We start from the raw sequence: 25,795 nt of genomic DNA, 5'->3' as shown, positions 1-25,795 counted from the left end.
GGCGCGGGGCGCCGTGGGCGGTGACCGTCCCGTGTGGGTGCCCGGCCGTCGGTCGAGGTGACCGTCCCGTTCCCTGCCGAACTTCCGTTACGTGGAAGGGTAGTTCCGGGAAGTGACACTCAGGCTCTCATGGTCGCCACGGTGATGGGATGTGAGGTGGGTCACTTTTGGCGACTTCAGGTTTCCGTCGCCGGGCGGTCGCCGGGTGCGCTTTCGGGGCTCCCCCGTAGGGGGCCTGCCGCCGCGGAGGGTTCGGGTGCATGGGGGAGCGGCGGCACCTGGCGATGGCTGGATCTGGACAGACTTCGACGGATTGTGGCAGCGTCAGCCCTGCATGGAATTGACATTCCGCATGATGGAAGTGCGCCAATGGGGGAGCGTATGTCCGAGACAGGGCCGCTGTCGTTGGGACAGCTCTCGGTATGGCATGACATCCGAAGCCTGCCGGCCGCCCGCCGGCACGAGCCGAACAACGCGGCGACCTGGCCCCTGCCACGGGGCATCGGGACGCAGCAGGTACGCACGGCGCTGCACACCATCGCCGCCCGCCACCCGTCGCTGCGCACGCGCTACGACCTCCGGGACCCCGATGCCCCCGGCCAGCTGCCGCCCGACACCGACGCGGACGACGCACTGCCGGTCATCGAGGCCGGCACCGCCGACGCCGCCGAACCCGCGGACCTCGCGGCCGCACTGGCCGCCGAGCCGTTCGACCTCGGCCGCCAACACGGCTGGCGGGCCCGGCTGTTGACCAGGTCGGGCGCCCCCTCGCACCTGCTCTTCGTCAAGCACCACATCGCCGCGGACGCCTGGGCCCAGGAGCTGCTCCACCAGGAATTCCGGCAGGCGCTCACCGACCCCGGACGGCTGGCGGACCGGCCGCCCGGCCCCGCCGACCTCGCCGCCGAACAGCACTCCGCCGCCGGGCTCCGCCGGCAGGCCGCGGCGCTCGACCACTGGAGAAACCTCCTCGGCCGCGCATCCACGGCGGCCCTGCCGCGTCCCGTCGAGGCGTCCGGCGACGTCGTCCAGGGCACCCTGCACTCCGCAACCGCCCGCTCCGCCGCGCACACCCTCGCCGAACGCGCACGGGTGTCCGTCGCCAGCGTCGTCCTGGCCGCCTACGCCCGCAGCGTCGCCCGGATGTGCGGCACCGACGGGCTGCTGGTGCAACTCATGAGCGCCAACCGGTTCGGCGGCCGCTGGAAGAACCTGGTGACATCGATGAACCAGTGGGTCCCGGCACTGATCGAGGACGCCCGCAACGACGACCTGGTGAAACTCGCCGACGCCGTGCACTGGAGCGGCCTCGGCGCCTTCCGCCACGGCATGCACGACGTCACCGCCGTCGCGGCGCTGCGCGCCGAGCTGCCCGGCGCCGCCGAACCGGCCTGCGCCTTCAACTACGTGGCCGTACCGGAGCGCACCCCGCCGGACGCCCCACCGCGCCCCGCCCCGGCCCCCGGCCGCACCCCGCCCACCCTCACCTGGGAGCAGCCCTTCACCACCATCGGCCCGCGATGTTATGCCCGCGCCCTGGAGAGCGAGGACGCCCTCACCATCCGGCTCACCGCCAAGGACCTCGGCCGTGAACGCTGCGCCGAACTGCTGTGGGACCTGCACGAGAGCCTGCTGACCGCGGCCGACGGCCGCTGAAGGAGCGGCCCGCCCGGCCCCCGCCACGGAGGCCGGGCCCCGCCCACCCGTTCGTGAACCCCGCACCGGCCACGGAGAGTTGCCGGACTTCCGCGGTGCCCGCCCGCCAAAGGCGCAGGCCCGCCCCTGAACACTCCGCCGCGCCGAACCCCCGGCCGTCGCCCGACCGCTTCCCCGTGCTCGTCCCCCTCCCAGGAGGCCGCCCGTGCCCGAACATGTCGTGATCATCCACCGCTGGACCGACCGGTACGCCGACTACGCCGCCTACCTCGACCACACGGCGCACCGCGTCAGCTACGTCACCACCGAGCGCGCCGCCCACCATCTGCCCGCCGAACAGGCCGCGGCGGTACGGCTGGTGGACACCACCGAGAACGCCAAGTCGGTCCGCGCCGCCCTCGAAGCGCTGGTCGAACAGGTCGGGCCGCCGACCCGGATCATCGCCCTCCAGGAGACCGACCTCGATCTGGCGGCCGAACTGCGCGGCGAGTTCGACCTGCCGGGACAGCGCACCGCGGACCTGCTGCCGCTGCGCGACAAACTGCTGATGGCGCAGCGGCTGGACGCCGCGGGCATCGCCGTGCCGGCGACCGCCGCCGCCCCCGACCATGACGCGGTCGCCGCCTTCGCCGCCCGGCACGGCGGGCCGGTCCTGGTCAAACCGCGGCGGGGCACCGCCAGCGCGGGCATCACCCGGCTGGACACCCCGGCGGCAATCAGGGACTACGCCTTCCCCCCGGACGCCGAGATGCTCGTCCAGACCTGGCTGCCGCACCAGGTCCTGCACGTCGACGGCGTGTTCACCGGCGACGGACTCGGGCCCTGGCGCGCCTCCCGCTACCTCAACACCTGCCTGGAATTCACCACCGGCACCGCCCTCGGCTCGGTCGAGATCGACGACCACGCACTCCTCGCCCGCATCGGCGAGATCACCGCCGCCGCCACCGCGGCACTCTTCGGCGGCCCCTCGGTCTTCCACCTGGAGCTCTTCGCGAGCGACACCGGCGAACTGACCGTCCTGGAGATCGGCGCCCGGCCGGGCGGCGCCGAAGTGCCCTTCATCTGGCGCGAGGTGCACGGCATCGACCTGATGGCCGCGGCCGTCGCCCAGCAGACCGGCACCGAGGACCGCTCGGCCCGGCCCGCCACCGGCCCGGCGCAGGTCGCGGGCTGGCTGCTGGTACCGCCCACCGCGGCGATGCCCTGCCGGGTGCGCACCGTCACCTCGCACCGGGGAGCCGGCCCCTACGCCGAAGTCCTCCCGGAACCCGGCGCCGTGCTCAGCGGCGGCGGATACGAGCACGCCGGGGCCAGATTCCGCTTCCGCGGGGCCGACAGCGCCGAGGTCGAGGCCGCCGTCCGCCGCACCATGCGCGACGCCGAGCTGGAGAGCACCCCCGTCGACCCCCGGGCGCCCGGCAGGCTCGTCGTGGTGGGCTGCGGCAATCCGCCCTACCGCGCCTATGCGCTGGCCTCCCTCGCCGACCGGGTCACCACCTCGCTGGTGCAGAGCACGGACATCGACTGGCAACGCCCCTACGTCGCCGACCGGTTCCGCATCGCGGACACCGCGGACACCGCCGCCACCACCCACGCCGTCGCCGGCCTGCTCGCCGGACACCCCGGCCCGGGAGCCGTACTGACCTGGGACGAGACGCTCCTGGAGCGCACCGCAGAGGTCGCCCGCCGACTGGGCCTGCCCCATATGAGCCCCGAAGCCGCCCGCCGCTGCCGCGACAAACTCGCCACCCGCCGGCTGCTCGCCGCCGCCCGGGTGCCCTCGGCGCGATTCCGCCAGGTCCACACGCGCGAGGAGGCCCTCGCCGCGGCCGAGGAGCTCGGCGCGCCGGTCGTGGTCAAACCCCGTGCGCTCGCCGGAAGCATCGGCGTCACCCTCGCCGACAGCCCCGGACACGTCGCCCGCGCCTACGACCAGGCGCTCGGCTCCGCCTTCCCCGGCATCCACGGGCTGGCCGGGGTGATCGTGGAGGAGTATCTGTCCGGCCCCGAAATCAGCGTGGACTGCGCCGTGTTCGACGGCGAGGTACGCGTCGTGAACGTGGCACACAAGCGCCTGGGATTCGCGCCGTACTTCGAAGAGGTCGGCCATCTGGTCGCCCCCTGGCGCCACGAGCCCTGGGCCGACGAGGTGCAGAGCGTCGTCACCGACGCCCACACCGCCCTGGGCATCCGCACCGGCCTCACCCACACCGAGCTGCGCCTGACCCCCACCGGCCCCCGCATCGTCGAGGTCAACGGCCGCCTCGGCGGCGACTTCATCCCGCTGCTCGGCACGCTCGCCACCGGCGTCGACCCCGTCGCGGCGGCCGCCGACATCGCACTCGGCCGCACCCCGCGGCTCACCCCCGACCGCGACCGCTGCGCCGAGGTCCGCTTCGTCTACCCCGAATCCGACGGCACCGTGCGCTCCCTGGACCTGACCGCCGCCGCGGCCGAACCCGGCATCGTCGAGGCCGTGCCGCTCGCCGCCCCCGGCACCCGGCTCCTGCTGCCGCCCCGCGGCATCGTGCCACGGCTCGCCGCGCTGGTGGCCGTCGGCGACACCCCCGAAGACTGCGCCACCACGCTCGGCCGCGCCCAGCGCGCCGTGCGGCACTCCCTCACCCCGCTTCCCTGACCGACCGTCCCGCGACGAAGAGAGATACCCATGACCTGGATCCTTGGTGTCAACGCGCCGCCCACCGGCTGGCACGACAGCGCCGCCTGCCTCATCGACGGGAACGGCGAGATCGTCGCCTTCACCGAGGAGGAGCGCGTCAACCGGCACCGTCACTCGCTCTACCGCAAACCGCTCGGCGCCGCCCGCTTCTGCCTGGAGCAGGCCGGCATCAGCGCCGCCGACATCGATGTGGTCGCCCTCGGCTGGGACAGCGAGCAGCTCTACCCGCGCCGCTTCGCCAACGACGCCGACTTCCTCGCGTACGCCGTCGGACTGGACTTCGGCGACCACACCCCCGAGGTCGTCCGCGTCCCCCACCACCAGGCGCACGCCGCCTCCTCCTTCTACGCCTCGCCCTTCAGCAAGGCCGGTGTGCTGGTCATCGACGGCCACGGCGAGAACGAGTCCTCCACCATCTGGACGTACGAGGACGGCGCCGAGCCCCGCCTCGAACACACCTGGCAGCGCACCGCCTCGCTCGGCTACGCCTACGACGCCGCCTCCACCTGGCTCGGCTTCTCCTTCCTCAACGCCGGCAAGACGATGGGCCTGGCCGCCTACGGACGCGCCGCCCACCTCGACGTGGAACCCCTCGTGGACCTCGCGGCCGACGACTTCCGCCTCGCCGTCGAACCGCTCACCGAAAGCCGGGGGAGCGCCACCGCCGACGAGATCAAGGAGCACTACGACACCGTCGTCGGCCGCTGGCGGGAGCGCTATACGAAGATCGCCGGGGCGGACGGCCCGACCGCACCCGAGGAGCGGCTCACCGAGGACCCCAACGCGATCCTCGTCGCCTACACCGCGCAGCGCCTCATCGAGCAGACCGTGACCCACCTCGCCGCGCTGACCCGCAAGACGTCCGGCGTCGACCAGCTGTGCCTCAGCGGCGGCGTCGCCCTCAACTGCAGCACCAACGGCACCCTGCCCGGCCCGCTGTACGTACCGCCGGTGCCGCACGACGCCGGTGTCGCCCTGGGCGCCGCATGGACCGTCCGCCCGCCCAAGAAGCGCACCGGCCCGCTCAGCCCCTACCTGGGCACCGACATCCACCACCGCGGCGCCGCCCACCCGATGGACGCACCCGACACCTCGGATCTGATCCGCACCGACCTGGACATCGACGAGCTGACCACCCTGCTGCTGGACGGCCACATCGGCGCGGTGGCCCAGGGCCGCTCCGAGGTGGGCCCGCGCGCCCTGTGCCGCCGGTCGATCATCGCCGTACCGAACACCGCGGACGTCAACACCCGGGTGAACACCGTCAAGAACCGCGAACAGTGGCGCCCCTTCGCGGGCGTGACCCGGCCCGGCTACGGCGCCCAACTGTGGGAACAGCAGGAGCACTTGAGCCGCTACATGCTCGGCGCGGCCAAGGCCACCGAACTCGGCCGGCGGGTGGCACCCGGCGTCGTCCACATCGACGGCACCACCCGGCCGCAGGTACTGCACGGCGACGAGGCCCCCGCCGTGGGCGCGGCCCTGGACTGCCTGGAGCGGCGCGGCGCGCCACCGGTGCTGCTCAACACCTCCTTCAACGACAAGGGCGAGCCCATCGTCAACACCGCGGCCCACGCACTGGCGGCCTTCCGCTCCATGGACCTGGACTTCCTGGTGCTCGGCGACGACCTGTACCGCAAACCGAACGGGACGGGAGGGGCCCGCTGATGGCCTCCGGCCTGCCGGAACCGGCGCGCTTCAGGGCGTACGGCCCGCACCACCTCGACGAGATCGCCCGGCGCCACCACCTGCCCGAGGACATCCGGGAGACGGTGCGCAGGGTGTCGCTGGTGCTGCCCTTCCGGGTCAACGAATACGTCCTCACCCAGCTCATCGACTGGGACCGGGTCCCCGAGGACCCCCTCTTCCAGCTGACCTTCCCGCAGCGCGGGATGCTGGCCGAGGCCGACGAGGACCAGCTCGCGAAGCTGTCCGCCGACCCCGCCGACAAGCTGCTGCTGCGCGAGGCCGTACGGGAGATCCGGGGCCGCCTCAACCCCCACCCCTCCGGGCAGCAGCAGCTCAACGTGCCCAGCCGGGACGGCGTGCAGCTCCCCGGCCTCCAGCACAAATACCGCGAGACCGTGCTCTACTTCCCGGGCCAGGGCCAGACCTGCCACGCCTACTGCACCTACTGCTTCCGCTGGGCGCAGTTCATCGGGGACGCGGATCTGCGCTTCGCCGCCCCCGACCCCGGCGGGCTCATCGACTATCTGGCCGGGCACCCCGAAGTACACGATGTGCTGGTCACCGGCGGCGACCCGATGGTGATGTCCACCGAGCGGCTGCGCGGCCACCTGGAACCGCTGCTGGGCGTCCCCTCGGTCCGCACGATCCGGATCGGCACCAAGTCGGTGGCCTACTGGCCGCAGCGCTTCGTCACCGATCCCGACGCCGACGACGTCCTGCGGCTGTTCGAGCGCGTCGTCGCCTCCGGGCGGCAGCTCGCCGTGATGGCGCACTTCAGCCATCCCCGGGAGCTGGCGACCGACCTCGCGCGGCGGGCGGTGGCCCGCATCCGCGCCACGGGAGCGGTGGTCTACTGCCAGGCACCGCTGATCGCCCACGTCAACGACGACGCGCGGGCGTGGAGCGAGCTGTGGCAGGCGGAGCTGGCGGCCGGCGCGGTGCCCTACTACCTGTTCGTCGAGCGGGACACCGGGCCGTACGACTACTTCAAGGTGCCGCTGGCCCGCGCCGTGGAGATCTTCACCGCGGCGTACCGCACCCTGCCCGGCCTCGCCCGCACGGTACGCGGACCGGTCATGTCGGCGACGCCCGGCAAGGTCGTGGTGGACGGCGTCGAGGAGACACCCGAGGGCGCGTACTTCCGGCTCCGGATGCTCCAGGCGCGCAACCCCGCGCTGGTCGGCCGCCCGTTCCGGGCCCGCTATTCGGCGACCGCCGCCTGGCTCGACGACCTGGAGCTGGACCCCGCCACCCCCGCCGACCTCGCGGCCGCCGTCCGCGGCACCGACCGGGCCGGCGCCACCCCACCACCCGACGACGGCCCCCACGGGTCGCAGCGCACGGAGAGGAAAGCGACATGACCGCCGTGACCGTGGCCCCGCCCTCCCCGAACCTGGCCCTCAACCAGCTGGTGGACCAGCGCCGGGCGGCGGGCGCGTCCCTGGTCCACCTCGCGTTCGGCGAGGCTCGGCTTCCCGTACTGCCGCAGCTGGCCGAGCAGTTGACGCTCGGCGCGGCGCGCTCCGCGTACGGCCCGGTGGCCGGCGCCGAGGACGTACGCGAGGCGGTGGCCGGCTACTTCACCCGCCGGCGGCTGCCCACGGAAGCCGACCGGGTGGTGGTCGCGCCGGGCAGCAAACCGCTGCTGATGGCGCTGCAGCTCGTCATCCCCGGCGATGTGCTGCTGCCCCGCCCCGCCTGGAACACCTATGCCCCGCAGGCGGCCTACGCGGGCAAGAAGGTCTTCGGCGTGCCGATCCCCGCCGACTGCGGCGGCATCCCCGATCCGGACGCGCTCCGGGCGACGATCCACCGCGCCCGCGCGACGGGCGCCGACCCCCGGCTGCTGGTCCTCACCCTCCCCGACAACCCCACCGGGACGCTCGCGCCGCCCTCCGCGATCCGCGCACTGTGCGCGCTCGCACGGGCCGAGGACCTGCTGATCATCGCGGACGAGATCTACCGCGACCTCGTCCACGACCCCGAGGCCACCCCCTTCCTCAGCCCGGCCGAGGTGGCACCGGAGCGCACCGTCGTCACCAGCGGACTGTCCAAGACCCTCGGGATCGGCGGCTGGCGCATCGGCGTGGCCCGCTTCCCCGAGGGCGACACCGGTGCGCTGCTGCGGGACGCCGTGGTGGCGGCGGCCAGCGAGATCTGGTCGACGCTCGCCGGCCCGATGCAACAGGTCGCGCGATACGCCTACGCCGAACCGCCGGAGATCGTCGAACGGATGCGGGCGAGCGCGCGGCTGCACGGCGCGGTGGCCCGTGCCGTGCACCGCATCGCCGTCGAAGCGGGCGCCGACTGCCGGCCGCCCACCGGCGGGTTCTACGTCTACCCGGACTTCGCACCGCTCCGCGACCGGCTGGCCCGCGCCGGGGTCACGGACTCGGCGTCGCTCGCCGCCAGCCTCCTGGACGACTCCGGGATCGTCGTGCTCGCCGGACATCTGCTGGGCGACGATCCCCAGGCGCTGCGCTTCAAGGCCGCCACCAGCCTGCTGTACGGCGATGCGCAGCAGCAGGAGCAGGCTCTTCGGGCCGACGACCCCACCCGTCTGCCGCATATCGCCGGGCAACTCACCAGGATCGCCCAGGGCTTCGCCCGGCTGAAGGGAGCAGCATGAAGGAGATACCCCCCACCCCGGAATCATTCGGGGTGATCGCCGCCGCGACGGACGCGCTGCTGGCCGGCGTCGCAGGGCTCGACGACAAGGACATCGCCGCCCCGTCCCGGCTCCCCGGCTGGACCCGCGGCCACGTCCTGAGCCATCTGGCGCGCCAGGCCCCGGCACTGGAACGGCTGCTGGAGTGGGCCCGTACCGGGGTCGAGACCGCGCAGTACCCCAGCCGCGCCGCCCGGAACGCCGAGATCGAGGCGGGCGCCCGGGGACCGGCCGCCACGCTGGTGGCGGACGTCCGCACGAGCGCCGCGCACTTCCGGCGCACCATCGAGGAGCTTCCCGCACCCGCCTGGAAGGCGACCGTCCGGCCGTTCACCGGTGAACTGTGCACGCCCTGCCGGATCTTGGTGATCCGGGTGCGCGAACTCGTCCTGCACCATGTGGACCTCGACATCGGCTACGAGGTCACCGACATCCCGGCCCCGGCCCGGGGGATCGTCCTCGATGACGTCCTGGGCTATTACGCCGAGGCCGAGGGCACGCCGGACCTCACCCTCGCGGACCCCGAAGGCACGCTCCTCGGCCGCCTCGGCGCGGGCGGCCCGGTCGTCACCGGCACCCCCGCCGACGTGCTCGCCTGGCTCTCCGGGCGCTCCACCGGCACGGGACTCGACGGCACGGCGCCGCTGCCCGCGCTGCCGCCGTGGCTCTGACCGGCACCCCACGCCCCCGCACCACCTGCACAGCCCCGACGAAGCAAGGAACGGTGAACACACATGGCCGTCACAGGCGAACCCGAGCAGTTCGGCCTGGATTCGGTGCACAGCGGTCTGCTGGACTGCATCCAGGCCAATCTGGCGGTGCTCGCGGACCATCACCACGGCCCCGGAACGCACCTCAGGCTCGGCGCGCCGCTGACCTTCCGCTCCTGGGAAGGCGCGGACGGTCTGCCCACGGTCGACCCCCCGCTGGCGCGGCAACTGGACCTGGCGCCGCAGCTCCTGGGACTCACGGTGGTACGCCGGGAGCGGCTGGCCGCCGATGACCTGCTCGCCCGGCTCCGCCCCGGCAGCGGGGTCCGCTACGTCGTCGCCGACGCCTACACCCTGCCCTGGCTGCCGTACCACGGACACGCACATATGGAGCACAGCTTCCTGCTCGCCGCGGCGCCCGGCGGCTGGCACATCACGGACGCCTACCACAGCGAGACCCACTGGGGACCGGCCGCACCTGGCAGCTGGGTACTGCCGGCCGCGGACCTGGCGGCCATCGAGACGGCCGAGGTCGTCGAACTGACCGCAGCCGACGGCCTGCCGGCCCCCGCGCCCGCGCCGGCGCTGTCCGTGGACGAGGCCGCCGTCGCGGCCTACCTCGGGGCGTACGACGCCTGCACCGACCGCGCGGCGGTGGTGGAACGGCTCACCGCCGAGACCTGGCTGCTCTCCCGCGCCCGCAAACTGCACGCCCGCTACCGCGCGCACCTCGCCGGCCGGGCGGAGGAGACCGAGGCCGAACGCGCGCACCTGCGCGCCTGGGACAAGGTCGTCGAGCAGACCTACCTCGCCCACCGCCGGGTCTCCCGGGGCCGCGCCGAACCGCCGGGCATCGTGGACCGGCTGCGCGACGTCCTCGCCGCCGACCGGACCGTCTTCGGCGCCCCGCCCGCCGCCGACCCCGTCTCCCCGCCCGCCGCCCCCGCCTCCCCGGACGACGCGCTGCGGCACCGGGTGGCCGCCCTCGCCGGTGAAGTGCTCGGCGTGGACGGCGCCGCACTCCTCGACGGCGCCCCGTTCGACACCTTCGCCTCCTTCAGCTCCTTCCGCCTGATCGAGATCATCGAGCGGCTGGAGAGCGAGCTGGGCCGGGAACTGGACGCCGACGCGCTCGTCCCGGAAAACCTCCGCCGGGTCGACGACCTGTGCCGCATCGCCCGCTGAACCACCCCCTACCGAAGAGAGTCCCCATGGACCCCCGCTTCACCACACTGCTGCGCCCCTTCCTCAAGCACTCCGGACCCGAGGAGATCGACCTCACCCCCGACACCGATCTGCGCACCCTGGGCGTCGACTCCATGCAGGCCATCGAGCTGCTCTTCGCCATCGAGGACACCTTCGGGATCTCGCTGCCGGACGACGAGCTCAACGACGCCACCTTCGCGACCGCCGGCAACCTGTGGCAGGCGATCGCCGCACAGCTCCCCGACGGCACCACCGGCGCCGCCACCGGCGAGGTGGCCCCATGAGCCAGGCGCCCGCGGCCGACCGCCCCGCCCCCCTGGACCTGACGTCCCGTCTCGCCGAGGTCGCCGAGGTCACCGAACAGCACGCCCGGCGCACCGACCGGGCCGCGGAATTCCCGGTGGACGCGCTCACCGCACTGCGCCGCACCGGCCTGCTCGGTCTGCTGGTCCCCACCGAGTACGGCGGACTCGGTGGCACCGTGGGGGACCTCGTCGCGGCCGCGCAGACCCTGGGGCGCAGCGATATGTCCGTCGGGATGATCTTCGCGATGCACTGCCAGCAGACCGAGGCCCTCGTCCGCCACGGCCAGGAACGGCTGCGCAAGGAACTGCTGCCGTCGATCGCGGCGGGGGAGAACTACCTCGCCTCCGTCACCACGGAAGCCGGCAAGGGCGGTCATCTGCGCAGCGCACAGGCCCAACTGGCTGACGAAAACGGTCAGTTGGTGATCGACCGGGAGGCGCCCATCGTCACCGGCGGCGCCCACGCCGACGGCTTCCTCATCACCATGCGCAGCCCCGGCGCCGCCACCGAGCACGAGGTGTCGCTGGTGTACGCGCACCGCCACCAGCTGGAGATCACCGCATCCGGGGACTGGCAGCCGATGGGCATGCGCGCCAGCCACAGCGTCGCCCTCCGGCTGACCGGCAGCGTCCCGGCGCACCACATCGTCGGCACGCCGGGACACTTCCACGAGATCGCCGCCGACGTCTTCGGCCCGCTGGCCCATCTGGGCTGGTCGGCGGTGTGGCTCGGGACGGCGGCGGGAGCCCTCTCGCGCGTACTGCGGCTACTGCGCAGCCAGGCCGGACGCGCGCGCTTCGACCTCACCTCGGAACTCCTCCTCACCCGCCTCTCCCAGGCCCGCAGACGCCTCGACGCCGTCCACGCCCTGCTGCAGGCGACCCTGAGGACGGTCACCTCGGGGGCGGACCTCTCCGTCCCCGCCCGTCAGCTCCAGCTCAACGCCCTGAAGATCACCGCTTCCGAGGAGTGCGCGGCGGCCGTGGAGGACCTGATCAGCGCCGTCGGACTGCGGCACGGCTATCTCCAGGACTCGCCCACCCGCCTCGAACGGGCCCTGCGGGACCTGCGCTCGGCCGCGCTGAACTACAGCAACGACCGGCTCCACCTCGCCGACGGCCGGCTGGCGCTGCGCGACCAGGGAGTGAGCTTTGCCTGAACCACTGCCCCGGGACCGGCCCGCCACCCCACCCGGAACCGGCGACACCCCGCCCCCTGCCGCCACCGGCTTCGCCGCACTCGACGCGCTGCCGCGCACCGCGGACGGCGCACAGGTATGGGCCGCGCTCGGCCGCGCGGGCCTGCTCACCCGCGCCTACCGCGACGGCGCCATCGGGACCGGCACCGACCCCGACGGGCTCGCGGACCTGCTCACCGCGGTGGACGCCCGCTGCTCCCTCGCCGCCACCTTGTCGGTGAGCGTCCAACTGGCCACCGCGCTCCCGATCCTGGCGACCGGACGGGCGCCCGCGGCCCGGCGGGCACTGGAGCGGGCGCTGACCGGCCGGGCGACCGTCGCCCTGGCCGCCACGGACGTCACCGCAGGTACGGACCTCACCGCGCTGCGCACCCGGGTACGGATCGAGGACGAGGCGCTGGAGCTCTCCGGCGAGAAGGACTGGATCGCCAACACCACCACGGCCGAGACCTTCCTCGTCCTCGCCCGGCACCGCACCGGACGGCACTTCACCGACTTCACCTGGGTCCTGGTGCCGGCCGACGCGCCCGGCGTCACCGTGCGCCCCGCGGACACCGCCCTGTTCGCCGACTCGGGCACCGGCCATGTCACCTTCGACGGGGTACGGCTCGACCGCGACCATGTCCTCGGCCGGGTCGGCTTCGGCCTCCCGCTCTTCGCCCGCCATATCGCCACCGAACGGCTCGCCGGCGCGCAGTGGGGCGTGGCCCTGTGCCGCCGCATCCTGGCGGACACCCACCGCCGGCTGGCCGGCCGCCCACACGGCACGGGCACCCTCTGGGACCAGCCCGCCGTACGGCAGCGGTTCGCGGCCTGCCTCCTGAAGGTCCGGGAACTGCACGCCCTGGTCGCCGAGTACGCGGAGCCGGTGGCCGTGCACCACGACGCCACCGCCGCCGCCACGCTCAAGGCCGCCGCGGGCGCCACCGTCAACCACGTACTGACCGAATGCGGCCAGCTGTGGGGCGCGGCCGGCTTCACCACCGGAGGTATCCAGGAAATACGTGCCCAGGCCGCGCTGTTCGGCATCGGCGGCGGCGCGAACGAAGTGGTGCTGGGGACGCTGGCGGACGCCGCCGACAGCATCCTGGCCGGCCTGACACGGCCGGGCACCCTGCCGTGACCCCGCCCCTCATGGTGGCCGACGAGGTCTGGGTGACCACGACCACCGAGGACCACCTCACCCCCAGCACCCACCGCGACGATCTGCGTCGCGCCGCCACCCTGCCCCAGTGGCGCGCCCGGGAATTCCTCACCGGCCGCGCGCTGTTGCGGGAGACGCTCGCCGCGCTGCGCCCGGCCCTGGCCGACGCCGACATCACCACCGATCCGCGCGGCAAGCCCCGCCTGCACGGGCACCCCGGCGTCGGCATCAGCGTCTCGCACAGCGACGGCGCACTCGCCGCCGGAGTCGCGGCCGGGCGCGCCATGGGCGTGGACGTACAGCGCCCCGGCACCTCCGTCACCCCCTCGTTCGCGCGGCGGCTGCTGCACGCGCACGCCCCGCGGATCGCCGCGCTGCCCCAGGCGCGGGCCGCCGAGGAGGTGGCCTGGGTCTGGACGGCCCAAGAGGCGTGCGTCAAGGCCAGCGGGGCGGGGTTCGCCGGGCGCCCCTGGACCATCGACGTGCCACCGGGCGCCCGGTCCGGCCGCTGGGGCGACTACCGCTGGATCAGCCTGCGCGACCGCTCTGCACTGCCCCTGAGCTGCGCGTTTCCCCTGGCCCGCGAATGACCGACCGCGCCGCCGCCGCACGCTTCGGCCGCCGAGCAGACCAGACCCCCCCCGAGAAAGGCGAACGGTACGCATGCCCGCCGAACGGCACACCCTCTACGACTGGTTCGCGGCGTCCGCCGTCACCCACGCGGACCGCACCGCACTGGAGCTCGGCGACACCGCGCTGACCTACGCGGAACTCACCGGCCTCGCCGACGCACTGGCCGCGCATCTCCTCCACCGCCTGGACGGCACCCCGCCCGCCCGGGTGGGTCTGCTGGCCGGCCGCACCGCCGTCGCCTACGCGGGATACCTCGCCGTGCAGCGCCTCGGCGCCACGGTGGTACCCCTCGGCCCCGGCTTCCCCGCCGAGCGCAACGCCGGCATCGTACGGGCCGCGCGGCTCGACGCCGTACTGTCCGACGGGACCGCCGACCACACCGGGTGGCCCGATGTCCCCACACCGGCCCTCACCGACCCCGAACTGTTCCGCCTCCCGACGACGACGCCCCCCACCGGCCGCACCGCCCGCCCCGAAGACCTCGCCTACATCCTCTTCACCTCGGGCTCGACCGGCGTCCCCAAAGGCGTCCCCATCCAGCACCGCAACGTCTGCGCCTATCTCGCAGGCGCCGTCCCCCGCGCCGCGGCCGGGCCCGGCGACCGCGTCTCGGGGACCTTCGAGCTGACCTTCGACCCCTCGGTGCACGATATGTTCACCGCCTGGGGCAGCGGCGCCACCCTGGTCGCGGCGACCCGCGACGAACTCCTCGCGCCGGTCCGCTTCGTCAACCGCCGCGCCCTCACCCACTGGAACTCCGTACCGTCGGTGATCTCCCTCGCCCACCGGTTCCGGGCCCTGCGGCCGGACAGCATGCCGACGCTGCGCAGCAGCATGTTCTGCGGCGAGCCGCTGACGCTCCAGCAGGCCGGGGCCTGGCACCGGGCCGCGCCGCACAGCACCGTGGAGAACGCCTACGGCCCGACCGAACTGACCGTCACCTGCACCGCCTACCGGCTGCCGGCCGACCGCACCGCCTGGCCGGCGCCCGCCAACGGCACCGTCCCCATCGGCACCCTCCACGAAGGCCTTGAACTCCGCCTCCACGAAGGCGAGTTGTGCGTACGCGGCGCCCAGCGCTTCCCCGGCTACCTCGATCCGGTCAACAACGCCGGCCGCTTCCTGGCGCCCGACGGCACACCGTACGATCCCGCCACCGCCCTGACCGACGGCCACTGGTACCGCACCGGCGACCGCGTCACCGCCCTGCCCGGCACCCCGGCCCCTGCCGCGGACGCCACCCCACCGCTGGTCCACCTCGGCCGCGGTGACCAACAGGTCCAGGTGCGCGGCTACCGTGTCGAACTCGGCGAGGTGGAGGCGGCGTTGCGCGCACTGCCCGGTGTCCTCGATGCGGCCGTCGTCCCGCAGGCGAACCCCGGTGGCGTCGAACTCGGCGCCGCCTACACCGGGACGTCCACCGGCGCCGACGACCTCCACGCCGCCCTCCGGGACCGGCTCCCCGCCTACATGGTGCCCGCCACGCTCACCCGACTGGACGCCCTCCCGCTCAACCACAACGGCAAGGTCGACCGGACGGCCCTGACGGCGCTCCTGGGGGCGACGGGCGCCCGGTCATGACCCGCGCGCCACGTCCCAGGGCCTGGGCCACATGGACGCAACCGCGGGAATCCGGGGGAGGGCGGCGCGAAAGGACCTTGTACCGGGCCGCCGCCCTGTAGTCGGCTGACCTCATGAGGAGCACAAGGAACAGGGGCACAGGCAAGAGGACCACAAGAAACAGGAGCACAGGGAACAGGACCACAAGGAACAGGGGCACGGCCGCGCTGATCGCCGCTCTGGTCGCCTGCGGCCTCTGCGCGGGCGCACCGAATCCGCGAGCGGCCGCCGCCGAGACCGGCGCCCCTCCGCCGGCCGCTCCGCCCCCAGAACTGGGCATCGATCTCGACACGGTGACCATCCCGCAGCTACAGGCGCGCATGGCGGACGGTTCGCTGACCGCGTCGGCACTGACCGCCGCCTACCTGTGGCGGATCAGGACCATCGACCCCAAGATCCACGCAGTGCTGCGCACCGACCCGACGGCCCTGCGCCAGGCGGCCGCCAGCGACGCCAGGCACCGGGACGGCGCCACCCGCGGCCCGCTCGACGGCATCCCCGTCCTGCTCAAGGACAACGTGAACACCCGCGACATGCCCACGACGGCCGGGTCGACGGCACTGGCCGGCAGCCCGCCGGACACCGACGCCGCCCTGGTGACCCGGCTGCGGGACGCGGGCGCGGTGATCCTCGGCAAGACCAATCCGTCCGAGTGGGCGAACTTCCGCGCGACGAAGCCGACGTCGGGGTGGTCGGCGGTGGGCGGACAGACCCACAACCCCTACGTACTGGACCGCAACCCGTGCGGCTCCTCCTCCGGATCGGCCGCCGCGCTCGCCGCGTCGCTGGCGCAGGTGGCGATCGGCACCGAGACGGACGGCTCCATCGTGTGCCCGGCCGGGATGAACGGCGTGGTCGGCCACAAGCCCAGCCTCGGCCTCGTCAGCCAGGCCGGTGTGGTGCCGATCTCCGCCGAGCAGGACACCGCCGGGCCCATGGCACGCAACGTGACCGACGCCGCGCTCACCCTCTCCGTGCTCAGCGGCGGTGACGCCGCGCGTCCGGGCGGCCCCGCAGGCCTGCCGGACGAGCTCACGCGCCCCAACGGCCTGCGCGGAAAACGGATCGGCCTGTGGCGCCTGCCCTCGCTCGGGCCGGCGGTGGACGCCCTGATGAGCCGTACCGCGGAGCGACTGCGGCACGCCGGAGCCGAGGTCGTCGAGGTGACACCCCCGTACCAGGAGCGGCTCGCCGCACTCGAATTCCCCGCGCTGCTGAGCGAGTTCCACCGGGACATCGACGCCTACCTCCCCACCCGCGACGGACCGCAGAACCTCTCCGAGCTGATCGACTTCAACCGCACCCACCCGGCGGAACGCACCTGCTTCGCCGGCCAGGAACTGTTCGAGCAGGCCCTCGCCGCGCCTCCCACCACCGACCCGAAATACCGGGCCATGCGCGCCGAGCTGACGGACCTTTCCCGGCGTTCCCTCGACGAGACCATGGCCACCCACCGGCTGGACGCCATCGCCGCGCCGACGAACCCACCCGCGTGGACGACCGACTGCGCGCGCGGGGACAACGACGTCATCCCGTCCTCGACCCCCGCGGCCGTGGCCGGATATCCGTCCCTGTCGGTGCCCGCCGGGTTCGTCGACGAGCTGCCCGTGGGCCTGCTCCTGATGGCCGGCGACCACCAGGACGGCAAGCTCCTGGCGCTGGGGGCCGCGGTGGAGCACCGGCTCCACGCCCGGCGGGCACCGCGTTTTCTGCCGTCGGCCGGCACCCGCTGAGCCCTCCCACCGCGAAGGCGCGGCGGAGCATACGCGCGGCGCGGATGCCGCCTGCCTTCGGGGGAAAGCCTGCCCGGACGCGTTCGAGGACCGCCCGGCGGTGATACCACCACTGGGTGTGCACGAGGGGCCGTCGCCCGTCCTTCGTACGGAAATCGGCCCCCTTCGGCCCCGGCCAGGTGAGGGGTGGGAGGTGGTGGCGGCGGGTGCGGAACCGACCTGGTGTCGAGCGCGAGCGGTCCCCCGACGCGCTCCGTGGCATGGCCCGGCAGCGCATGCGCATCATGGCGCGCAGGGGCCGCGCCGAGCGCATGGGCGGGGCGGCGCAGCGGACCGGCGGCGCCGGTGGCTTCTCCCCGCTGCTGTGGGTGGCCGCGGCATACGCATGGCGTCTGATCGTCGTGGGCGCCGCGGTCTATGCGGTCTTCGTGGCGCTCGGACGGTTCCACCTGGTGACGCTGGCGCTCTTCCTCGCCCTGGTGCTGACCGCCCTCCTGGAGCCGCTGACCAATCTGCTCGACCGCTGGATGCCGCGCGCGGCGGCCGTCGCGGCCGGACTGCTGCTCGGCATCGTGCTCGTCCTCGGAGTGCTGAGTCTGGTCGGAGCCAACGTGGCCGGGGAGTGGCAGGGGCTGCGTCAGGAGTTCGAGGGCGGCGTGGCGCGGATCGGACGCTGGCTCGAAGGCGCGCCGTTCCGCCTCCGGCACGGAACGCTGTCCCAGCTCCAGTCGTGGGTGTCGCGGTTCATCGCCACGCACCGCACGAACCTGATCAACACCGCGCTCAGTGGACTGGGCCGCCTGGTGGATGTGCTGACGGTCGGCGCGCTGGCGCTCTTCTGCTCGGTCTTCTTCCTGCATTCGGGCGACCGGATGTGGCGGTGGTTCGGCGGCCGGCTGCCGGAGCACCGACGCGGTCCGGCACGCATCGGCGGGCGGGCCGCGTGGACGACGTTCACCGGCTACACCCGCGGCATCGTGGTGGTCGCCGCGACCAACGCGCTCCTCGTGGGCCTGGCGCTCTTCATCCTGGGTATCCCGCTGGTCGTCCCGCTGGCGGTACTGGAGTTCTTCGCCGCCTTCATCCCGCTCGTCGGCTCACCCATCGCGCTGGCGGTGGCGGCCGTGGTGGCGCTCGCCGCGAAGGGCCCGCTGGCGGCCGTCGTCGTCATCCTGCTCATCGTGGTGATCGGCCAGTTCGAAGGGCATGTGCTGCACCCGTTGGTGATGAGCCGGGCCGTGCGGCTGCACCCGATCGTGGTGGCCCTGTCCGTGATCTGCGGGGCGGTCACGGCGGGGGTCCTCGGCGCGGTCGTCGCGGTGCCGCTCGTCTCGGTGGTCTGGTCGGTCTACGGCGCGCTGCGCACCACCGACCTGACCGTTCCCACGCGCTGAACCCGACGCGGCCGACGGACCGGAGCCCGCGGGCCCCGCCGCGGCCGGTGACGGTACCGGCCGACCGTGGGCCGGCCGGTCCGCCTCCGCTCCTCCGCTCTCAGAGCCGACGCCCGAAGAGGTCCAGCAGGGCACGCCAGTGCCGCTCGTCCGCGGCGGCGTCGTACACGGAGGTGTCGGTCTGGGTGTAACCGTGGTGGGCACCCGCGTACACCTCGCTGCGGTAGGCCACCCCCGCGGCGTCCAGGGCGCCCTCCAGCACCTCGATCTGGTCGGCCGTCATCGACTGGTCCTGGTCGGCGTGGCCGAAGTACAGCTCCGCCGTGACCCCGCCGACGAGCCGGTGCGGGCTGTCCTCGGCCTCGGTGACCAGATGGCCGGTGTGGAAGGCCGCCGCGGCCGCGACCCGGTCGGGAAAGGCCGCCGCGGTACGGAGCGCGAGGCCGCCGCCCATGCAGTACCCCGTACTGCCCACCGGCCCGTCGCTGACCAGCGGTGAGGCGGCCAGCCAGTCGAGGTAGGCGGCGGCATCCCGCATCGCCAGGTCGGAAGTGAGCGCCCGCAGCACGGGGAAGAGCTGCTCGAAGATCTCCGGCCGCTGGGCCGGGTCGATGAACTCCGGCAGCTTCACCACCGGCGCCCGCCCCGAACGGTGTATGACGTTCGGCACCAGCACGGTGTAGCCATGGCCGGCCAGACGCCTGGCCATCGCCTCCAGTGACGGGCGCAGCCCGAAGGCGTCCATGTACAGGAGGACGCCGGGATGCGGCAGGCCGTCGTCGGGGTGCGCGAGGTAGGCGTCGGCGAGCCCGTCCGGGGTGGGCACGTCCAGAGAGGTTCCGTGCACGTTCGTCATGTTCGGGGGTCTCTTTCCGTCTCTCTCGTGGCGGTCATCACACGGCTGCACGGCTCGTCAGTGGCCGAACGGTGGTTCGAAACAGCCGCTCTCCATGTACGGCCCGTTGGTCGTCACCTCGTAGTTGGTCTTCTGGACGAACGCCGTGACGCAGGCGTCGTCGTGCACCCGCAGGCCGACGCGGCTGCCCTCGGGCGTGACGTAATCGGTGCCCTCGAAGCGCGGCTCCATCCCGCGTACGGAGAGCTTTCCGCCCAGTCGCTCACCCTTGGGGCCGGTCCGCTCGTCCTCGTACCCGAGCGCGTGCAGCGCCGCGCGGACGCTCTTGGGATCCCACGTCCGCTGTTTCCAGAGCCGCTTGAGTACGGGCTCGATGCGGTCGGCTTCCCGCTGTGCGTCCTTCGCGTCGGCGGGCGACATCTCGCCGGGGCGACGGTGGGCGTTGTTGTCCTGGTAGTGCGGGGCGCCGTCACCGGCTCCGGGCTCCACGTAGGGGGAGGCCCCGGAGGAACCGGGACCGCGGCTGGAACTGGCACTGGGACCGGAACCGGTGCCGGGGCTCGGACCGGAACTGGCGCCGGGCGGTGCGCTCGGCGCGTCGGCCGCGGTCACCGTGCTGCGCGGCCGGCCACAGGCGGTCACCGAGAGGACGGCACCCAGGAGGAGGACGGCGGCGGCGCGGGATCTGCGCCGCCGGCGTATGGAGATCGACATGACGGTGACTCTGCCAGGAGGGGAGCGCCGCGGTGGCCGTTTTTGCGGACTTGTCACCACTCGCCGAACCGTCGTGCCTTGCCATGAGGGCCTCCGGCCGCCGGGTGCGGACATCGCGGTCCACGCCCGACGGCAGAAGGCCCTGACCGGCTACTTCGCGTCCGGTACCTGCGCCGCGATCTTCTTCGTCAGGTCGAGGCCGGCGGCGCCCATGTCCTTGGACTGGACGTTGTAGAAGGTGGTGATGACGACGTTCTTGACCCGGGTCGCCACCAGCGTGGTGCCGCCCTCCCACTCCGGCGCGGAGAGGGTGGCCTTGAGGGTCTGGTCGCCCACCTTCGGCACCACCGCGGACTTGACCGTCACCGAGGCGGTGGTGCCGTTGGAGGTGTCCTTGAAGTGCGCGCAGCTCTGGAAGACCAGCGCCAGGCGCTTCATCACCAGTTCCGCGTCATTGCCCCGGAAGCTGTCGGCTTCCTCGTTGAACTCCTCCTGGGAGGAGTTGGTGAAGTCGGCCTGGGCGAAGGCGGCGCCCTCGATGCCGGTGGTCTGGATCCAGGCGCTGGCCTCCAGCTTCGGGCAGACCTTCGCCAGGTTGACGGCCTTCTTCGGCGAGGGAGCGGCAAGGGCGTTCCCCGAGTCGCGGGTGGCCTCCGGGTCGGCCTTGTAGCCCTTGGGCAGCGCCGAGGCCGGCAGCAGCAGGGACTTCAGCTTGGGGCCGTTGAGGAGGTGGGATTCCTTGGCGTCCGCTGCCGAGGCGGCCTTCGAACCGGCGGACGGTGCGGACGCGTCCTTGGAGGAACCGCCGGAGCAGGCGGTGAGGGCGAGCGGGAGCATGGCGGTCGCGGCAACCGTCACCAAGGCACGACGAAGCTTCATGAAGCCTTCTTCTGGATCAAAAATGAAGGAAAGGGAGACGAAAGGCCGTCGCGGTATGGGGGTGCGCGGTGCGGCAGGCGCTGATCGTAAGGCCGTGCGGCCGCGTCGCCCAGCGATCCGCCGCCGGACGACGACCGGCGGCCGGGGAACCGCAGGGGAAGATTTTGGCGAAACCGGGCAGTTGCCCTTGGATCTCGAGAATTTCCTATGGCAAGCATCACGCGGGAGCGGCGGCCCGGCGAGCGGGACCGGGGCTCATCAGGGCAGATACGCCGGAGCGAGGGCCGAGACCATCAGCCGCCGGGCCGTCCCGCTCCCATCGGCCGGGACGGTCCACAGATCCGAGCCGTAGTCGCCGGGGAGGGCGTAGACGAGGGTGGAGCCGTCGGCCCACAGCGCCTGGTCGTCGATGTTGCGCCGCTCGGCGGTGGGGGTCTCGGTCATGGTCCGGAGATCGAGTACGTACAGCCGCCAGGGGGCATCGGGCGAGGCTCCCTGGGCGCGCTTTTTGTAGGCGATCCGGGTGCCGTCGGGGGAGAGCGAGGGGCACTCGACGTTCCGGTGCAGGGTGGTGAGGGTGCGGGCGGCGATATCGCCGCGGACGAGGTAGGTCTGGCCCCCGGTCGCCAGGGTGGCGTAGAAGCGGTTGTCGTCGGCGAAGGTGACGCCCCAGATGTTGATGTCGGAGGCGCGGTACGGCCGGCCGTTCTTGGTGACGGCGAAGGTCTCCAGGTTGTCGTCGATCGCCCAGGTGCGGGTGTCGACGATGGCGGTGCGGGTGGAGAACTTCGTCCCCGCGTAGGAGTCCCCGCTGACGAACACCGTCCACGCGACGAGGTGACCGGAGGGCGCGACGCGGGCGCGGGTCGGGATGCCGGCCGCCGGGAAGTGACGCCGTTCGCGCAGGTGGGAGTCGAGCACGACGGCCCGGTAGGTGTCGTCCAAGGCGTGGTGCACGGCCTGCAGACAGATGCCGGTACCGGCGGCCGCATGGAAGCGCAGGCACTTGACGCCGGACACGGTGCGCGGCCCGTCCGGCCGGTCGGCGGCCACGGTGGCGATCTCGTCGCGGTGCGGGCCCCAGGCCAGGTTGCGGACGAGCAGCTGACGGCCGGTGGCGGCCGTCCTGAGCGAGACGGTGCCGGTCCGGACGGGCGGGCCGCCCGCCTGCTCCTGGTCGCGCTCGCCGGACCGTTCGGCGGCGCGCAGCACCGCCGCGGTGCCGACCGATGCCAGCAGCAGGACGGCGACGAGCAGGATCGCGAGGCGGGCGGTTCTGGTCATACGGCACCTCATCGGTCTCACGGGCGGATACGTCGTCGGGAGGGGAGGGGAGGGGAGGGGAGGGGAGGGAGGGAAGGGAGGCCGGAGCCGACGGGTCACGGCGATGCTTCGCCGGCCGTGGCGCTTCCGGCCGTACGGAGAGCGGCCGACGCGACGACCGCGCTGACCGCCAGCGCGGCGGCGGTGACGGCGAGCGCGCTGCGCCCGCCCCACAGGCTCCAGGCGGCGCCGAAGGCGAGTGAGCACAGGAACCGGGCCAGCGCCTGACCGGTACCCACCAGCGCCTGCCCGGCCCCCTGGTGTTCGGCCGGGACGGCGTCGGCGGTGGCCGCCGCGAGGACCCCGTCGGTCGCCGCGTAGAAGGCGCCGTGCAGCACCAGGACGGCGACGGCGACCGCGACCGGGGCACCGCGTACGGGCGCGAGCACCAGGCCGTAGCCGAGCAGCAGGACGCCGTGCCCCGCCAGGAAGAGCCGGGGACGGCCGATCCGGTCCGCGAGCGCGCCCAGCGGGACCGCGAGCAGCAGGAAGACGGCGGCCGTGCCGAGCGGCAGCAGCGGGAAGAGGTGGGCGGGCAGGCGCAGCTCGCGCTGGAGGAGCAGATAGAGGAAGGAGTCGCTGACGGTGGTGAGTCCGAGCAGCGCGGCGCAGAGCGTGAGCCGGCGGAGCCGGCGGCGGCGCAGCAGCGCGAGCGCGTCGCGCAGCATGGGGCGGGCGGGGGAGTGCGCGGTGCTGGGAGCGGCGGCCGTGGAAGGGGCAGGGGTCGGCGGGGCGGTCCCGGGGGTGATCCTGCGCGGCACGAAGAGGACCAGGACGAGGACCCCGAGTGCGGCGACGCAGCCGCTGACCGCGAAGACCGCGTCGTAGCCGTCGACCGTGGCCCGGAGCACGGCGAAGGCCGCCAGCGGGCCGAGCACGGCGCCGGTGGTGTCCATGGCGCGGTGCACGCCGAACGCCCTGCCGCGGTGTTCGGGCCGGGTGGCCAGCGAGATCATCGCGTCCCGGGGCGCGGTGCGCAGACCCTTGCCGGTGCGGTCGGCCGCGAGGACGGCGCCGATCGCGGGGAGGCCGTGCGCGAGCAGCAGCAGCGGTTTGCACAGGGCGGACAGTCCGTATCCGACCCCTGCCACCACCTTGTGCCGCCCGCCGCCCCGGTCCGCGAGGTGGCCGCCGGCCAGCCGGACCAGCGCGCCGACGCCGTTGTTGATGCCGTCCAGCAGGCCGAAGCCGAGGGGCGAGAGGCCGAGGGTCGCGACGACGTACAGCGGCAGGACGGCGGTGACCATCTCCGAGGAGATGTCGGTGATCAGGCTGACCGCACCGAGGGCCAGGACGGTGCCGGGTACGGCGGGCCGCCGCCCCGGACGGGTGTCCGGGGCGGCGACGGGCTTGGTGCTGCGGGAGTCCGCGAGATACACGGGCGTCAGTTCCAGATGCCGGTGATGTCGGAGGCGGTGGCGGCGTTGCCGGCGTGCGTGCTCAGACCGGCCAGGTCCTCAAGGGTGCGGAGCATGTTGTAGTGGTTGTAGGTGGTGGCGCTGGAGCTGCCGGGGGCGACGTGCTCGCCGTACAGGAGCGTGGGGATGCGGTTGCCCGACTGCTTGTTGTCCTCGTCGAAGGTGACGGCCAGGATGCTGTTGTGGGTCTTCGCCCACGTCGCGTACGCACCCAGCTTGTTCTGGATCCAGGAGTCGCCCGTGGAGACCGAGCAGTCGTGCATGTCGTTGCACAGGTTCGGCACGACGAAGGAGACCTTGGGGAGGGTGGTGTAGTCCGTCGGGAACTGCGTCATGGTCTTCGCGGTGCTGGTCGGCACGTTCGAGAAGCCGAACCACGGGTTGTGCTTCTGCGCGTACTGGCCGCTGCTGCAGACGGTCGAACCCTGGCTGGGCAGCCCCTCGTTGTAGCTGGCCCAGGACTTGCCGGCGGCGATCAGCTCGGAGCCGAGGTTCGGCGCGTTGAGGGATCCGACGGGGACGCAGCTGTCGTCGGTGCGGCCCTGGTTGGAGCCCGAGAACAGCTGGTAGTAGTTCGGCTCACTGGGGTGGGTGAGGCCGAAGGACTGGGTGAGGTTGGCGCCACCGGCCTTGAGGGTGTTGTTGAGGTACGGGGCGCTGGAGCTGCCGATCACCTGGGAGTAGGCGTGGTTTTCCATCACCACGACCACCACATGGTCCGGCGCCGGCAGCCCCACGGCCGAGGCGGTGGATCCGGTGGTGGCCCACAGCCCGATCGACGTGATGGCGAGGGCCATGGCCCCGGCCAGTGTGGTGCGGGTACGTCGTCGGCGCTGGGGTGCCTGCAGTGCGGTCATGACTGTCCTCCGGACAGAAGCGACGAGCGGTCGGGGGGCGGCGCGGGCGCAACCTTAGAAGTGGCCGAACACCCCCGGCCGGACCCGTCACATGAAGAAAAGGCGAATGATGGTTCCGCCTCGGCCGGCCGCACGGGGAGGAGAATTCATACAGATCCCCTTCCCGCGCCGCAGGGCCGGTACCCGGCGCGACGGAACTCCTCGCCGCGCTCGGTGGTTGTCCGCCGGTGAGGCGTTCCCTCAGGCGTCGAGCCGGGCCGCCAGCCCGTCGAGGACCCGGTCGAGCCCGTACGTGAAGGAGTCGTCGCGGATCCGCTGCGGGTCCGCGTCCTCCTGGGCGGAGCTTCCCTGGCGCAGCCGCGGGTGCTCCTGGGACGCCTCGACGAAGGCCGGCCGCAGCTCCGCCACCCATTCCCGTTCGGTCTTGCCGCTGCGGGCGATCTGCGAGAGGTAGGCGGCCTCGGGGATCGCCGTCCCGATGACGTACGCCATCAGCGTTCCCATCGCCTGGTCCATCTCGTCCGCCGGAAAGCCCGCCGCCTCGAACTGCGCGAGCAGCCCCGACGACATCCGCAGCGCATTCGGGCCGATGTGGACGAGGCCCACCTGGCCCAGCTCGGGGGCGATCCACGGGTGGCGCAGGACCATCGCCCGCAGCTCGTTGGCGGTGTGGGTGACGGTCGCCCGCCACTGCTTCCCGTCGGCGGTGGCCGGCATCCCGGGCTCGCCGTAGACCTCGTCCACGACCAGCTCGATCAGCTCGTCCTTGTTGGCCACATGCCGGTAGAGGGAGGTGGCCGCGGCGTCCAGGCGGGTGCCGAGCTTGCGCATGCTGAGCGCCTCGATGCCCTCCGCGTCCAGCAGTTCGATCGCCGCGGCCACGATCTGCTCGCGGGTCAGCTGTTCCCGCTGCTGGGGGCGCGGTCGGGTCCACACCGATGCGGTCGGCTTCTTGTCGGCTGGCATACGGCCCTCATCCCTGCTCGTTCCGCTGTTCCGCTGTTCCTCCCCCACGCTAGCGCACGCTGTACGCGCCTTGCGTACACCGTTCTCGTGTGCGTACAGTGTTCGCATCGAGAGAACGCCGTACGCATCGGGTGGGGAGTCAGGC

Annotated in this window: 21 protein-coding genes; 14 read left to right on the top strand and 7 right to left on the bottom strand. The window is 73.2% G+C overall.

The genetic code is table 11. The features are described from left to right. Positions 1 to 381 precede the first annotated feature (381 nt). The 14 genes from AC5677_RS03035 (at position 382) to AC5677_RS02970 (ending at position 18,637) form a co-directional block, all read left to right on the top strand. Entirely contained in the window at positions 382 to 1,656 is a 1,275-nt protein-coding gene (locus AC5677_RS03035; RefSeq protein ID WP_497193434.1) for a condensation domain-containing protein, read from the top strand. A 205-nt stretch (positions 1,657 to 1,861) separates the two neighbouring features. Next, positions 1,862 to 4,294: an ATP-grasp domain-containing protein gene (locus tag AC5677_RS03030; RefSeq protein ID WP_497193433.1), complete on the top strand. Its 2,433-nt coding sequence runs from the start codon at positions 1,862 to 1,864 to the stop codon at positions 4,292 to 4,294. Between the two features lie 30 nt (positions 4,295 to 4,324). Next, complete coding sequence (locus tag AC5677_RS03025) at positions 4,325 to 6,004, top strand: carbamoyltransferase C-terminal domain-containing protein (RefSeq protein ID WP_497193432.1); 1,680 nt, start codon at positions 4,325 to 4,327, stop codon at positions 6,002 to 6,004. Beyond that, entirely contained in the window at positions 6,004 to 7,386 is a 1,383-nt protein-coding gene (locus tag AC5677_RS03020) for a KamA family radical SAM protein (RefSeq protein ID WP_497193431.1), read from the top strand. The genes AC5677_RS03025 and AC5677_RS03020 overlap by 1 nt, the downstream gene beginning before the upstream one ends. Then, positions 7,383 to 8,654 (top strand): pyridoxal phosphate-dependent aminotransferase, encoded by a 1,272-nt coding sequence (locus tag AC5677_RS03015; protein ID WP_497193430.1) that lies wholly within the window; start codon positions 7,383 to 7,385, stop codon positions 8,652 to 8,654. The genes AC5677_RS03020 and AC5677_RS03015 overlap by 4 nt, the downstream gene beginning before the upstream one ends. Next, a complete protein-coding gene (locus tag AC5677_RS03010; protein ID WP_497193429.1) occupies positions 8,651 to 9,364 on the top strand; it encodes a maleylpyruvate isomerase family mycothiol-dependent enzyme in 714 nt (237 codons plus the stop codon). The genes AC5677_RS03015 and AC5677_RS03010 overlap by 4 nt, the downstream gene beginning before the upstream one ends. A gap of 63 nt (positions 9,365 to 9,427) precedes the next feature. Then, on the top strand, positions 9,428 to 10,588 hold the full coding sequence (locus tag AC5677_RS03005) for an acyl carrier protein (protein ID WP_497193428.1): 1,161 nt from the start codon (positions 9,428 to 9,430) through the stop codon (positions 10,586 to 10,588). 26 nt (positions 10,589 to 10,614) lie between these two features. Next, positions 10,615 to 10,893: an acyl carrier protein gene (locus AC5677_RS03000; RefSeq protein WP_497193427.1), complete on the top strand. Its 279-nt coding sequence runs from the start codon at positions 10,615 to 10,617 to the stop codon at positions 10,891 to 10,893. Further along, the gene (locus tag AC5677_RS02995) at positions 10,890 to 12,074 is read left to right on the top strand and encodes an acyl-CoA dehydrogenase family protein (protein ID WP_497193426.1); all 1,185 of its coding nucleotides are present in this window, start codon (positions 10,890 to 10,892) and stop codon (positions 12,072 to 12,074) included. Before AC5677_RS03000 ends, AC5677_RS02995 begins: the two co-directional genes overlap by 4 nt. Further along, on the top strand, positions 12,067 to 13,236 hold the full coding sequence (locus AC5677_RS02990; RefSeq protein WP_497193425.1) for an acyl-CoA dehydrogenase family protein: 1,170 nt from the start codon (positions 12,067 to 12,069) through the stop codon (positions 13,234 to 13,236). Before AC5677_RS02995 ends, AC5677_RS02990 begins: the two co-directional genes overlap by 8 nt. Continuing rightward, on the top strand, positions 13,233 to 13,847 hold the full coding sequence (locus AC5677_RS02985) for a 4'-phosphopantetheinyl transferase family protein (RefSeq protein ID WP_497193424.1): 615 nt from the start codon (positions 13,233 to 13,235) through the stop codon (positions 13,845 to 13,847). Before AC5677_RS02990 ends, AC5677_RS02985 begins: the two co-directional genes overlap by 4 nt. 73 nt (positions 13,848 to 13,920) lie before the next feature. Further along, positions 13,921 to 15,471: an AMP-binding protein gene (locus AC5677_RS02980; RefSeq protein ID WP_497193423.1), complete on the top strand. Its 1,551-nt coding sequence runs from the start codon at positions 13,921 to 13,923 to the stop codon at positions 15,469 to 15,471. Between the two features lie 206 nt (positions 15,472 to 15,677). After that, on the top strand, positions 15,678 to 17,243 hold the full coding sequence (locus AC5677_RS02975) for an amidase (RefSeq protein WP_497196490.1): 1,566 nt from the start codon (positions 15,678 to 15,680) through the stop codon (positions 17,241 to 17,243). Positions 17,244 to 17,554: 311 nt separating this feature from the next. Continuing rightward, complete coding sequence (locus tag AC5677_RS02970) at positions 17,555 to 18,637, top strand: AI-2E family transporter (protein WP_497196489.1); 1,083 nt, start codon at positions 17,555 to 17,557, stop codon at positions 18,635 to 18,637. A 100-nt stretch (positions 18,638 to 18,737) separates the two neighbouring features. Here AC5677_RS02970 and AC5677_RS02965 read toward each other — a convergent pair whose 3' ends face one another. The 7 genes from AC5677_RS02965 to AC5677_RS02935 form a co-directional block, all read right to left on the bottom strand. Beyond that, positions 18,738 to 19,493: a dienelactone hydrolase family protein gene (locus AC5677_RS02965; RefSeq protein ID WP_497193422.1), complete on the bottom strand. Its 756-nt coding sequence runs from the start codon at positions 19,491 to 19,493 to the stop codon at positions 18,738 to 18,740. 57 nt (positions 19,494 to 19,550) lie between these two features. Beyond that, a complete protein-coding gene (locus tag AC5677_RS02960; protein ID WP_497193421.1) occupies positions 19,551 to 20,207 on the bottom strand; it encodes a hypothetical protein in 657 nt (218 codons plus the stop codon). Between the two features lie 150 nt (positions 20,208 to 20,357). Continuing rightward, positions 20,358 to 21,086, bottom strand: a complete 729-nt coding sequence (locus tag AC5677_RS02955) for a hypothetical protein (RefSeq protein WP_497193420.1) — start codon at positions 21,084 to 21,086, stop codon at positions 20,358 to 20,360. A gap of 258 nt (positions 21,087 to 21,344) precedes the next feature. Continuing rightward, entirely contained in the window at positions 21,345 to 22,370 is a 1,026-nt protein-coding gene (locus AC5677_RS02950) for a TolB family protein (RefSeq protein WP_497193419.1), read from the bottom strand. Positions 22,371 to 22,465: 95 nt separating this feature from the next. Next, positions 22,466 to 23,788 carry an MFS transporter gene (locus tag AC5677_RS02945; RefSeq protein ID WP_497193418.1) on the bottom strand — a complete coding sequence of 441 codons (1,323 nt, stop codon included), beginning with the start codon at positions 23,786 to 23,788 and terminating at the stop codon, positions 22,466 to 22,468. Between the two features lie 5 nt (positions 23,789 to 23,793). Next, positions 23,794 to 24,684 carry an alkaline phosphatase family protein gene (locus AC5677_RS02940; RefSeq protein ID WP_497193417.1) on the bottom strand — a complete coding sequence of 297 codons (891 nt, stop codon included), beginning with the start codon at positions 24,682 to 24,684 and terminating at the stop codon, positions 23,794 to 23,796. Positions 24,685 to 24,924: 240 nt separating this feature from the next. Then, positions 24,925 to 25,650 carry a TetR/AcrR family transcriptional regulator gene (locus tag AC5677_RS02935; RefSeq protein ID WP_497193416.1) on the bottom strand — a complete coding sequence of 242 codons (726 nt, stop codon included), beginning with the start codon at positions 25,648 to 25,650 and terminating at the stop codon, positions 24,925 to 24,927. Positions 25,651 to 25,795: the final 145 nt, after the last annotated feature.

The sequence above is a fragment of the Streptomyces sp. JLSY215 genome, assembly GCF_059682825.1.
This window is presented reverse-complemented; position numbering and strand designations above follow the sequence as displayed.